General features: G+C 71.3%; 12 protein-coding genes. 7 read left to right on the plus strand and 5 right to left on the minus strand.

The features are described from left to right. Positions 1-52 precede the first annotated feature (52 nt). The gene (locus tag BI06_RS11605) at positions 53-1,225 is read right to left on the minus strand and encodes a glycosyltransferase (protein ID WP_033825822.1); all 1,173 of its coding nucleotides are present in this window, start codon (positions 1,223-1,225) and stop codon (positions 53-55) included. A 225-nt stretch (positions 1,226-1,450) separates the two neighbouring features. Here BI06_RS11605 and BI06_RS11610 point away from each other — a divergent pair, with 225 nt between their 5' ends. Further along, on the plus strand, positions 1,451-2,506 hold the full coding sequence (locus BI06_RS11610; RefSeq protein WP_033825823.1) for a hypothetical protein: 1,056 nt from the start codon (positions 1,451-1,453) through the stop codon (positions 2,504-2,506). Between the two features lie 130 nt (positions 2,507-2,636). Here BI06_RS11610 and BI06_RS11615 read toward each other — a convergent pair whose 3' ends face one another. From BI06_RS11615 to BI06_RS11630, 4 genes are all read right to left on the minus strand, one after another. Continuing rightward, entirely contained in the window at positions 2,637-3,821 is a 1,185-nt protein-coding gene (locus BI06_RS11615; protein ID WP_033825824.1) for a cytochrome P450, read from the minus strand. 8 nt (positions 3,822-3,829) lie between these two features. Continuing rightward, positions 3,830-5,083, minus strand: coding sequence for an MAB_1171c family putative transporter (locus tag BI06_RS11620; protein WP_149030346.1), 1,254 nt, complete (start codon positions 5,081-5,083; stop codon positions 3,830-3,832). 25 nt (positions 5,084-5,108) lie between these two features. Next, positions 5,109-5,597, minus strand: coding sequence for a hypothetical protein (locus BI06_RS11625; protein WP_082527248.1), 489 nt, complete (start codon positions 5,595-5,597; stop codon positions 5,109-5,111). Between the two features lie 441 nt (positions 5,598-6,038). Next, positions 6,039-6,461: a helix-turn-helix domain-containing protein gene (locus tag BI06_RS11630; RefSeq protein WP_033825826.1), complete on the minus strand. Its 423-nt coding sequence runs from the start codon at positions 6,459-6,461 to the stop codon at positions 6,039-6,041. Between the two features lie 368 nt (positions 6,462-6,829). Between BI06_RS11630 and BI06_RS11635 the strand changes: the two genes are divergently transcribed. From BI06_RS11635 to BI06_RS11660, 6 genes are all read left to right on the plus strand, one after another. Further along, positions 6,830-7,171, plus strand: a complete 342-nt coding sequence (locus BI06_RS11635) for a hypothetical protein (protein WP_033825827.1) — start codon at positions 6,830-6,832, stop codon at positions 7,169-7,171. Positions 7,172-7,410: 239 nt separating this feature from the next. After that, positions 7,411-8,781 (plus strand): helix-turn-helix domain-containing protein, encoded by a 1,371-nt coding sequence (locus BI06_RS11640; protein WP_051740785.1) that lies wholly within the window; start codon positions 7,411-7,413, stop codon positions 8,779-8,781. Further along, positions 8,778-9,446 carry a DciA family protein gene (locus BI06_RS11645; protein WP_051740787.1) on the plus strand — a complete coding sequence of 223 codons (669 nt, stop codon included), beginning with the start codon at positions 8,778-8,780 and terminating at the stop codon, positions 9,444-9,446. Before BI06_RS11640 ends, BI06_RS11645 begins: the two co-directional genes overlap by 4 nt. A gap of 93 nt (positions 9,447-9,539) precedes the next feature. Beyond that, the gene (locus tag BI06_RS11650; RefSeq protein ID WP_051740789.1) at positions 9,540-10,070 is read left to right on the plus strand and encodes a WhiB family transcriptional regulator; all 531 of its coding nucleotides are present in this window, start codon (positions 9,540-9,542) and stop codon (positions 10,068-10,070) included. After that, a complete protein-coding gene (locus BI06_RS55085; protein ID WP_233290110.1) occupies positions 10,067-11,506 on the plus strand; it encodes a DUF2637 domain-containing protein in 1,440 nt (479 codons plus the stop codon). The genes BI06_RS11650 and BI06_RS55085 overlap by 4 nt, the downstream gene beginning before the upstream one ends. Continuing rightward, positions 11,503-11,727: a hypothetical protein gene (locus tag BI06_RS11660; protein WP_033825829.1), complete on the plus strand. Its 225-nt coding sequence runs from the start codon at positions 11,503-11,505 to the stop codon at positions 11,725-11,727. The genes BI06_RS55085 and BI06_RS11660 overlap by 4 nt, the downstream gene beginning before the upstream one ends. Positions 11,728-11,869: the final 142 nt, after the last annotated feature.

An 11,869-nucleotide genomic window follows, 5' to 3' on the forward strand; every position in this document is an offset into this window, starting at 1 on the left:
CCGGCCCCGGTGGCCGACCTCGAACGGGGTCGGCCACCGGGGCCGGTCCGGTTCAGGGGCTGGCGGCGTCGAGCACCACGTCGACCAGGCGCTGGGCCGCGTCCGGGCGGCCGTGCTCGCGGGAACGCGCCGCCATCGCCCCGCGCCGCGCCGGGTCGGCGAGCAGCGGGTCCAGCGCCTCCCGCAGGCCCTCCGCCGTGACGTCGCCGATCAACGCGACGGCCGCGCCGGCGTCCTGAAGGTGGACGGCATTGTGGGCCTGCTCGTTGCCCGCCGAGGTGGGCAGCGGGATGAACACTGCGGCCTTGCCGAGCGCGGTCAGCTCCGCGAGCGTCCCGGCGCCGCTACGGCTGACTACGACGTCCGCCAGCGCCAGCACGTCCGGCAGCTCCGCCCCCATGTAGCCGGTCAGCAGGTATCGAGCGGCCAGGTGCGACGGCAGCGCCTCAACCGGGCCGCGCAGTGCCGCCTCGTTGGCCGGGCCGCACTGGTGGACGACATTCGCGTGCTCCAGCAGCCACGGCAGGACCGCCGACACCAGGGTGTTGATCTGCACCGAGCCCTGCGCGCCGCCGGTGACGTACACCGTCGGCAGCGACCGGTCGAAGCCGTCCAGGCCCAGGGCGGTCACCGCCTTGTCGGCCTGCCCGGTGAGTACCGCCGGGCGCACCGGGTTCCCGGTCATCACTGCGGTGCGGCGCGCGGACTCCGGCAGCAGCGGCAGCGTCGACTCCGAGGACACCGCGACCCGGGTCGCCGCCCGGGCCAGCACCTTGTTCGCAAGCCCGAGTCGCACCGTCTGCTCGTGCACCACCAGCGGCACCCCGCACGAGCGCGCCGCCAGCCCGACCGGCACCGCCACGTACCCACCCGTCGCCAACACCACGTCCGGTCCGAACTCCGTGATCAGCGACCGGGCCTGCGCCGCGCCCAGCGGCACCCGGCCCATGTCCCGCACGTTCGCCGGGGAGATCATCTTCAACGGGTTCGAGGAGCGCCGGACCTTGCCGGTGGCGACCGGTGCGAACCGGATGCCCTCCGCCGGAGCGACTCGGGCCTCCAGCCCCTCAGCGGTGCCGATCCACAGCACCTCCACCGTTCGACCCTGTGCCGCGAGCCGGCCCTGCAACGTTTGCACTGCGGTCAGCGCCGGGTAGGTGTGCCCGCCCGTGCCGCCGCCAGTCACAACCAACCGCAGCGGTCCGCCCTGCTCGTTGAGCCCCATGCCCGTCTCCCATCGACCATCGCGTCGCACATGTTGACTGAGACCCCTCAGCCTACGGTGGAACGGACACTGTCCGTTGTGGCTCGGTTCCAAGGCGTACCACCCTGTCGGGCCCGAGAACCGCACCGACCTCACCGCCATCACCCGGAGCACGCTGCGTACGCCCGCCTCTATACCGCTGGCAGCAGATGCAGGAGGAGCGGGCTGCGCGCACTGTCGTTCTGTGTGATCAAGGTCGCTCGGCGTTGGCTTCACTTGCGGACGGTTCGCGGCTATGGTCCGTCGTCCCTCCGGTCGGGACAGTCCCGACCGAGGAACGAGGAGGTCCCCCTGCGCGTCCACCGCAGCCCGCACCCGTCCCGCTTCGTGATCATCCCGAACGCTCTGGCGCAGAACCGCGCGATCTCGTACACCGCGAAGGGTCTGTTCGTCGACCTGATCTCGCGGCCGGAGGAGTGGCGGGAGACCTGCCGGCAGATGGCGGACTCCAGCCCGCAGGGCCGGAAGTCGGTTGAGGACGCGCTCGACGAGCTTCGGGCGTGGGGGTACTACCGGGTGGATGTGGTACGGCTGCCGAACGGCCGACTCCGGTCCGAGGCCCATCTTTTCGACGTGCCGCAGCGGTCGATGCTGCCGGGTGCCGACATACCGGCGTCCGGTGAGCCGGAGTGCGGTGATCCTGACGCCCTTCTTGGAAAGTACCTGGTCAAAGAACCCTCCCTCCCTGTCGCCGAGGAGCCGCAGGCGGAGGAGCCGCGCGGATCGCGGGCCGAGGAGGAGCAGGGAGGGAGGGAGGACGAACTCGACTCCCGAACGACCGCCGACGGCGGGGAGGAGGCCGACGAGGACACCCGGGCGGCGGCTGTGGTCCTCCTGCGGGCGGTCCGACCCGAGCGCAGACTGCCGCTCGGCGAGGCCGAGGCGGCGGTGCTCGCTCCGCTGGTGCGGGCGTGGCTGGACCGAGGCGGCTCCGAGGAGGGGCTGCGCGAGGCGCTGCTGGCCGGTCTGCCCAGCGTGGTCTACTCGCCGGCCAAGGTGCTGCAGAGCCGCCTCGAGCGCAAGATGCCGCCACCGCAGCGCCTGAGCGCGACGCCGTCGCGACCCAGACGCTTTGCTGAGTGCGAGGAGTGCCGCGATCCGCTGCCGGAGCCGGGTCTGTGCCCGACGTGCTCGGGAACTCGCCGCCAGAGCGGTCCGGATGAGGCGCGGGCAAGGGTGACGGCCAGGGGGCGGGCCAAGGTCCGGGCTGCGATGGCCACCGGGGCGGGGGAGGCCGCGTAGGCCCTGTTGTCAGGCGCGGAGCAGACCGGTGACCCTTGCTGACCTGGGTGAATACTTGTGGCCCCGTGTGGGGCCGGTGCGACACGTGTGCGGGGGCGAGGAGATCCTCCCGCCCCCGCACGGCGCGAGCCTAGAGTGTCACCGGCAGGGCGACGAGGCCGCGGACCAGCCGGGACTGCCGCCAGACGAGCTGGTCGGTCGGGACCGCCAGCTGGAGGCCGGGAAACTGCTGCAGAAGGATCGTGAGGACGATCTCGACCTCCGCACTGGCCAGCGGTGCGCCGAGGCAGCGGTGGATTCCGTAGCCGAAGGCGAGGTGGCTGGCGGCGTTCGGGCGGTCGAGGTCGAGTCGGTCGGGGTCGGGGAACTTCGCCGGGTCGCGGTTGGCCGCGCCCGGGCAGACGAAGACCGGGCTGCCGGCGGGCACCGTGGTTCCGGCGAGGTCCACCTCGTCGGGAGCCCAGCGCCACGTTGCGATGCTGACCGGGGAGTCGTACCGGAGCAGCTCGTCGACGGCACCGGCGATGCAGTGCGGGCTCGTGCGCAGGTGATCCAGATCGGCGGGGTGATGGAGCAGCGCCAGCATGGCGTTGCCGATCGCCGCGGTGGTGGTCTCGTGGCCGGCGACCAGGAGCAGCACGGCGAGCGAGAGCAGCTCGTCCTCGCTCAGCCGGTCCTCGTCCTGGTCGTGGACCGCGATCAGGACGGAGAGCAGCGAGCGGTCCGGGTGGGCGCGCTTGGTGGTGATCAGCTCGGCCATGTAGCCGGCCAGGGCGTGGGAGGCCGCGTCGATACGGGAGTGGTCGCCGGTGGCGAAGAGGTCGGTCGACCAGGAGCGGATCAACGACCGGTCGACCGTCGGCACACCGAGGAGCTGGCAGATGACGGTGACCGGCAGCGGGCCGGCCAGGTCCTCGACGAGGTCGACCTCGGTGCCGGGCTCCCACATCCCGATCAGCTGCTCGGCCAAGGCGCGGATGTAGGGGCGGAGTCCGTCGATCTGGGCTGGGGTGAACGCCTTGGTCACCAGCCGCCGCAGCCGGGTGTGCTCGGGTGGGTCGACGGTGAGCATGGTGCGGGCGACGGCCGGGTGGAGTGAGCGGCCGGAGGGCTTGTCCGCGAAGTAGGCGCCGGCGTCCTTGGACAGCGGAGCGGTGAACGCCTGCCGGGCCTCGTCGTAGCCGGTGACGACGGCCATGGTGGAGGCGCCGCCGTCCAGCGACGCCTGCAGGACCGGGGACTTCGTCCGCAGAGCGGTGTAGGTGGGATAGCGGTCGGCGTAGAACGCCGGGTCGGTGAAGGGCGAGGAGGCCATGTCGATTCCTATGCCGCAGTCGCAGTGGGTGCTGCTTGCCGCTGGACGGCTACAGCGGTGCGGACGATGTCGTTGGTCGCGTACTGCTGGGAGACCGAGCGTAGCCAGAGGGCCTCGGCGCGGAGGTCTCCCGCGCGGGCGGACTCGCCGGTGGCCTGGGGAGCGGGGTCGTCCTGGTCCCGGGCACCGGTGCGGGCCGCCTCGATCGCTGCGGCGACGACGGCCGCTTCGACGATGGCGGCGCCGGTCGCGGTGCCGGCCTGCCCTCGGCGTTCGACGGCCTCCGTGGCCATGCGCTGGATGGCGCGGGAGCGATGGTTGTCCAGGTCGAGGATGCCGTCGCAGACCTCCACCACCCTGCGGTGCAGAACGACGTCCGGGTCGGTCTCGATGACGACGGCACGCAGGACGACCTGCGGGCGAACCGCGGTCACGTCCGTCCACAGCGGCAGGAGGTCCTGGGCGGTCTTTCGCTCCCACCGACGGCGCAGCAGTTTGGCGGCCGGCCACAGCAGGGCCGGGACCGTGAGGCCGGCGGTGATCAGCAGCACGCCCAGCAGCGGCGCGGTGAAGCTGAAACTGCAGCGGAACGGCGTGACGAGCGTCGTGCAGCGAGGGCCGCCGGGGAACAGCTCGACCCCGGCGATGGACGCGCCGGCGTTGACGACCTTGTAGGCCAGGTAGAGCAGGACGAAGAAGCAGCCGATCGCCGCTCCGCGAAGCCCTGCACGGTGGACCCGCCAGGGCGACTGGCTGCTGCGACGCCAGGTCTGGGCGAGGCAGTCGTAGGTGGCGTGCCCCATCACCAGCACGTAGGCGAGGGTGTAGACGTGGAGAAGGATGGGGGCCTGGCCCCAGTGGGTGTTCGTGAACTCGCTGCTCCAACGGCGGTCTGCGGGGACCGCGAAGAAGGCGACAGTCATCACGGTGACCGCCGCACCGAGGAAGGCAAGTCGGGGCCGGAGCCTTCTGCGGGCCTCGGCCTGCTCGTGGTTGAGGAACATGAGCCACGAGACGACGCTGACGCTCGCGACGAGCATCAATACGTTGCTGACCAGCTTCGCGAGGTCGCGGGTGACGTCGTCCGCAGCGTCCTGCACGCCGGGGTGGAAGCCCACGATGGCGACGGCCCAGGCCAGCAGCATCGTGATCGTGCTGCCGGAATGAGCCGGCCGTGCCTGGCCGTCTCGGCGCGGGCGAATCCAGAACAGGGCGGCTGCCACAAGGAGGGCGGGGAGCCCGAGCGTAATGAGGCGGATCATGGCTGGCGGCTCTTTCGGGGTCAGGTCAGGTGAACATCGCGTTCCACCGCTCGTCTGCGGCGGTGGGACGCTTCGCGGGCATCACGGTGGCGCGGTACATCCGCTGGACGATGAGGCTGGCCATCAGCTCGGCCTCCTGCTCGTCCTGCTCCTCGTAGGACGTGCGGGCAGAAATGCCGAGAACCGACCAGTCGATCATGTCGGCCAATTCGTCATCCGAGGGGATATCGGAATAACGGATCGAGCCCTTGTGCCCGCAGAGGATATGGGCCAGCTCGTGGCAGACGATCTGGCTTCGGTGAAGCGGTGACGTGTTTATCTCGAAGGAGATGACCTCGCGGTCCGAATACCTCTCACGGAGGCCGCAGGCGAAATTCCCCTTCATGTCACGCGCTTCGACGTAGATCGGGCGGCCGATCAGCGTGGAGACCGCCTGGACCAGCTCCTCCTCGCTGAAGCGATGAGGCAGGAGCGGGAGAAGGTCGCCGAGGCGGTCCTCGCAGGCCGCATGCACAATCCCCTCCTGGAATGATCTTGGGTGAGTCCGTGCTCATGGCGACGGCCTGCACCGTGGTCGTGACAGAGGCGATCGTATGCATATCCATGAAGATCGTTCTCGTTAATGATCTCCACGCGACAGAGGGGGGCCGGGAGGGCCTCTGCGACTTTGTTTCAGGTCGTGACAGAAAGTGCCGGTGTGCATGATGCAACCACCTGGGATGCGCGAGACCATGGGGCGGGATTGGGTGACGGGGCGTTAGTTCATCACCGAAAGTGAGTCAACGTGCCCACGTCAAAATGGCCTCGTGATCTGCGTCTCAGTCTCGTATCCACCCCCATTTCGTCCGCGCCCCGGGACGGCGTGCCCCGAAAGCCGAAATGCGCACAGACTCGCCGGGCGAGTCTATGCGCATAGATGAGGTTGAAAAATAAAGGACCCGGCGGGCCCGGACGCTCAGGGCGTGCCGGGCTCCTCGGGGTCCAGCCCCTGGGACTTGCGCGCGACGGTGATCATGTCGGCGACGAGCTTGCGGTTCTCCGGGGTCAGGTCCTTGCTGCGCAGGGCGATCGACTCGATGCCGGCATCCCGCATGGCGTTGTGGAGGTCGCGGTCGACCAGCACCTCGTCGAGGGGCTTGTCGGTCACCCAGATGTCCGGCGGCACGTCGAAGAACCTCGCGACCATGACCAGGGTGTTGATCTTGGGGTTGTCGTTGGAGCCGGACTTCATCTGCTTGAGGGTGCTCTCGCTGACGCCCGTGCCCTTGGCGACCTCGGGGATCGAGTAGGGCCCCCGCTCCCGGGGGTGGCGGTGCTCCAGCAGGTAGTTGAAGATGCCGGCGATCCGCGTCGCACCCTCTCTCGCGGCCTCGTTCATCGGCGCTCCCTCGTGTCAGATCGTCCCACGCGGACACTTTAGTGCCCGATGGTGCTCAAGTGCACATCTCGATCGACAGTTAGCTGTCCCCCTGGCCGGTATTTTGGTGTACGTTGATCGCACCCGGTGGACAGTTAACTGTCGATTGCCTGGTCAGGGGGTGTTTCGCTTCGCCCTGGACGAGGTGGGCGGCAGGGGGAACCGGCAGCAGATTGCTGCCGGGACCGAGTCCGCGGGCCGTCCTCGGCGGGCGTCCGGAGATTGCAGCTCCTTGATGCCACCCGCCGAGGGCGCGGATCACGTCCGAAGCAGCTCGGCCAGCCTGTTCCACCACGCGGCCGGTCTGCTCCACCGCCCAGGAGTCTCCCATGCCCATCCTTGCGGGTACAGCCGGGTCGCCGTCGCGACCGGCCGCCACCGAGATCGCCACCGCCCCGGCCGCCTTCGTTGAGATCCTCGCCGGCCTCCTCGAGCCGCGCGCCGCCGTCGTGCGGCTGGACGCCGGTACCGGCGGCTTCCCCCGCACCGCCAGCGCGTTCGACGCCGAGGGCCAAGCGGTTCCGCAGCCCCTCGCCTACCGGCAGGCCGCAGCCCGGTGGATCGTCCAGTGCTTCCCCGGCCTGGATCCCGACCACGCCCACGAGCTCGACCTCGTCACCGGCCGCCTGACGGCAGTGGCCGTCACCGACACGGCCGCCGTGGCCGCCTGACCGGGAAGTCCCCCCGACACAGCCCGACCGTCTCCGACCCGCAGGCCCACCGCCGCCGCGACGTCGGCTGATCAACCCTGCTCCGGCCCGCGCCGTGAGAGCCCCCGGCTGCCCCTCCCGAGCGAGACAGCCCCTGCCGGTGACGCCGCAGGAGAGCCTCCACCGCGCACAGCCGCCCGCACTCGCCGCCGCGCCCCGGCCGTCCCGGGCGCTGGCCGCCATGCCCAGCGAGGACTTCCGTGCCCAGCATCCCCCTGCCCGACCGCGCCGCCGAGGCGCACAGCACGGAGAGGACGACGAGCGCCTCCGGCCTGCTCGTTCCCGATTCTTCCCAGTGGATATCGACCACCACCGGCCGCATCGCGCCGGACACTTACACCTGGCTGCAGGCCGTCCACTGGGCGTCCGACACCCAGGCGCACGCCCCGGCCCGCGCCCACGGCCCGCGGTTCGGCCCCACCACGCTCCGGATCGCCCAGCTCCTCGCTCAGCTCACCCCGTGCAGACCCGGCGTCGGCTACCTCGTGCGGATGCTGAAGGTCTCCGAGCGCACCGTGCAGTACCACCTGTCGATCCTCCGGGAGTCCGGCCTGCTCAGCTACACCACCAAGGGCAGCCGCGTGCGTCAGGTGGGTGGCCGGGCCAGCGAGTTCGTCCGCACCATCCCGCAGCGGTTCGACGAGGCCATCGGCCTGCGGACCGCCGAGTCCGAGACCTTCATCCGCAAGGTCGTCGGCGTCGCCTCGGACGAAGGCCGCCACGCCCTCGCGCAGCTGGGCAAGAAGGCCCGCCGAACGGTTCGCCGAACCAAGCGGCGCAGCCCCGGAAAGGCCGGCAACCGCTCCTCGTCAACCTCCCCTCGTTGCACCCCAATGGGGGTCGGTGCTGTCACGTCTTCTCCTGCAGCACCTACCAACAATCCCTCTGAGAACGACATCGCGAACGGGAACGACCAGCAGCACCAGGGGGAACGGAAGGGCCGTCGGCGGCTGAACCAGGTTGGTCGCCGCCACCAGCTCGGACTCGAACTCGTCCGCCAGGTCTCCTGGCTCAGCGGCAGCCCGGTGCCGCGGGTCGCCTGGGCCGTGCGCCACCTCGCCGACGCCGGGTGGACCGCCCACCAGGTCATCGCCGTACTCGCTCAGCGGACCCCGGCTACCCGGATCCACCGCCCGGTCGGATTCCTCACCGCCCGCCTGGCCGGAGCCGAGCTGCTGTACGACACCGAGGCCAAGCGCGAGGCGATCGTCGCCTGGTGGCGCGACTCGCCGCAGGCGGCTCGGGATCGGCACGCCGAGTGGGCCGGCACCTGGCAGGCGCCGCGCAGCTCCGCGGTCCAGAGCCTCTTCCGGAACGCCTGGGCGAGAGCACGGGAGACCGGCCGCCCGTCGCTGGCCGTCCTCGACGAGCAGCCCACCAGCGAGGAACACCGCGAAGCCCGCACCACGGCGTGGCGCCAGTACCTCAGCGGCAGACCCGCCCTGGTCACCTCCGCCCTGGCCATCGCCGGCCGGGAGCAGGCGGAGCAGATCTACGGGCCCGACCTCGTCTCGCGTGTCCTCCGCCTCCGCGCCACCTCCAGCCACCTCCGAACAGGAGCAGCACGATGAACGACCACCAGCCCGCTACCGGGATCGACCTCGCCCGGCTCGCCCTCCGGCGAGCCCGCGCCGACGCCGCCAAGCGCCCCGACGGCATGGTGAAGACCCGGACCGCCGGGTCGACGGCCGGGCCCCGGCGCGGCCGGGTCGACCCGGTGGGCCTCGGCGCGGCCCTGTCCGACCTCATGGTCCAGCACGCCTGGCAGGAGCCGCTGGCCGGCGGCGGGCTGCTCGACCTGTGGCCGGCCGCCGTCGGCGAACTCGCCGACCACGTCACCGCAGTGAGCTTCGACCACCAGACGGGCCGCCTTGACGTCCGCGCCGAGTCCCCGGCGTACGCGACGCACGTCCGCACCCTCGCCCCTGCGCTCGTCGCAACGCTCAACCAGGCCAACGGAGAAACGATCCTGCGCAGCATCCGAGTGCTGGGCACCCACCGGGCCCACGCCGCAGCGGAAACCCGACCGACCGCCCGCAACGCAGCCCCCGCGCCGGAACCCAAGATCAAGACCCGGGAGGACGCCTCGCCCGGCTACCTGCGGGCCCTGGCCCAGCTCCAGGCCAGCCGCCCGAGCGCACCCGCGGACTCCAGGACGAGCCCGGCGGTCGACCGGCGGATCAGAACGCTGGCCAGAGAGATGGCGCCCCGTCTCTCCGGCACCCGCCCGCGCTAGCCACCGACAGGCCGGCGCGACCGCCCCCGGTCGCGCCGACCCGCCCCCGAACCTCCGCGCCCCGCCCGCGGACCCACCCGGAGACCCAACCCCGTGTCCACCATCACCTCGATCGCCACCCGCCGCGACCACACCTGGGTGCAGCGCGCCGCCTGCGCCGGCACCAACACCCCTGACCGCTTTTACCCCCTGCCCGACCAGGCCGAGGAGACCCGGGCCGCCAAGGCCCTGTGCGGCAACTGCCCCGTCAGCGACGAGTGCCTCACCGAAGCACTGGAGACCAACGACCGCTACGGGATCCGCGGCGGCCTCGTCGAGAGCGAGCGGATCGTGCTGCACCGCCTCAGCACCGTCGGCCGCTGGGAGGAGGACCGCGTCGTCGCAGCTCTCAACGGCCGCCCGGTCCACCTCTCCCGGCAGGAGAAGCACAGCGTCTGCGTGGTCGCCGCCATCCTCGACCTCGACCTGCGGATCTGGGCCCCAGTGCTCGGCATCGGCCGCAAGCGCGCCTTGACCCGAGTACGCGAGGCCCGCGCCCAGTTCGACGCACAGCCTTTCCTGCTCCGGCGCGAGCAGCGCATCGCCGGCGCGTTCAGCCCGGAGGCTACGGCGGTGGCGGCGTGAGTGAGACCAGCGAGCCGAGTCGGATGTCCCGATGGGACAAGGCCGCGATCGGCGTGATGGGCGCGGTCGGCGGAACCCTGAGCTACGACGCACTGCAGCAGATGGCCGTCGCCATGCACGTCCGACCCGAACTGAGCTACCTCTTCCCGGTCGCGATCGACGGGTTCATCGCGTACGGCGTGCGGGCGCTGGTTGTGCTGAAGGAAGCGCCGCTGCGGGCCCGCGCCTACACCTGGTCGGTGTTCGGCGGAGCCACAGCCACCAGCGTCTGGGCCAACTGGACCCACGCCGTCCGTCTGAACGAGACGACGACCGGCCAGGGATTCCACCTGAACAACACCGCGGTCGGCGCGCTCAGCACCATCGCCCCGCTGGTCCTCGGCGGCGCCACCCACCTGTACATCGTCATGTCGCGGCATACCTCCTCCGCCGCGCAGGCCAACGAGACGGCTGACGCGGAGACCGAGAAGAACGGGGCAGCTCGAACCGACCAGAGTGACCCTGACGAGCCGACCACGGTCCGGTCCTGGTGGCGAAACCGCTTCCGCCGTACCCGCCCCGAAGTTCAGGAACTCGATCACGCTCCGGCCATCGCCGAACAACCGCACCTTCGGCTGATCAGCAGTCCGTCCGGTCCGGTACCCGCGTCCGGTCCGTCCGGTCCGGTCGCCGGTCCGGTGCTGGGGTCGGGTTCGTCCGGTCCGGTCGCCGGTCCGGTGCTGGGGTCGGGTCCGTCCGGTCCGGTCGCCGGTCCGGTGCTGGGGTCGGGTCCGTCCGGTCCGGTACCCGCGTCCGGTCCGTCCGGTCCGGTCGCCGGTCCGGTGCTGGGGTCGGGTCCGTCCGGTCCGGTACCCGCGTCCGGTCCGTCCGGTCCGTCCGGTCCGTCCGGTCCGTCCGGTCCGTCCGGTCCGGCACCCGGTCCGGCACCCGGTCCGGTACCCGTGCCCGGCTCGTCCGGTCCGGTCGCCGGTCCGGTGCTGGGGTCGGGTCCGTCCGGTCCGGTACCCGTGCCGGGCTCGTCCGGTCCGGCACCCGGTCCGGTACCCGTGCCCGGTCCGTCCGGTCCGGTCGCCGGTCCGGTGCTGGGGTCGGGTCCGTCCGGTCCGGTGCTGCTGTCTGGTCCGGTGCCCGTGTCGGGCTCGTCCGGTCCGCTACCGGCAACCGGACGGGCGCGGGTGAAGCTCGAGGTGCTGGTCCCTGTCGCCAGGCAGGCCGCCGCGCGGGCCGGCCGCACCAACCGGGAGGTCGTGGCCGCCGGGCTCCGCGAGCAGGGCTACTCCATCAGCAACGAGCGGATGGGCAAGTTGCTGCAGATGATCGAGGACACCGACGCCAAGCCTCCGCCGACTCCCCCAACCGGCACCACACGCCCATCGCACTCCGTCGCACAGCGACCCCACCCCACGCCCAACTCGCTTCCGAGGAAACGCCCATGACCCGCACCACCACGCCGAAGACCACGCCCGATGCCCTGATGAGCCTCCTCCTGGAGCAGCGTCTCGTCCGCACCGCCACCGCCGCCAGCGACGGAAGCTGGCTCGTCCGCCGGACCACCCACGGGCCCAAGGTCGTCCTGGAGGGCCCCGTCGAGGTCATGGACTACGGGCTCGGAGTGCTTCTCGATGCCAAGCTCGACCTGGAGGACATCGCCGCCTGATCTGGCCAAAGTGCTTGCCCAGTAGCGCAGTTCGGTGCCTGACCGCTTGGCCCCTACGGCGCAGCAAGCTATCGCGAAAGCCGGGCTTACGCCCGGTTTTCGCACTTGCCCTCGCCCCCAGGAGGGGCGAGGGAGACCGAGG

The sequence above is a fragment of the Kitasatospora sp. MBT66 genome (assembly GCF_000710405.2).
Lineage (GTDB): Bacteria > Actinomycetota > Actinomycetes > Streptomycetales > Streptomycetaceae > Kitasatospora > Kitasatospora purpeofusca.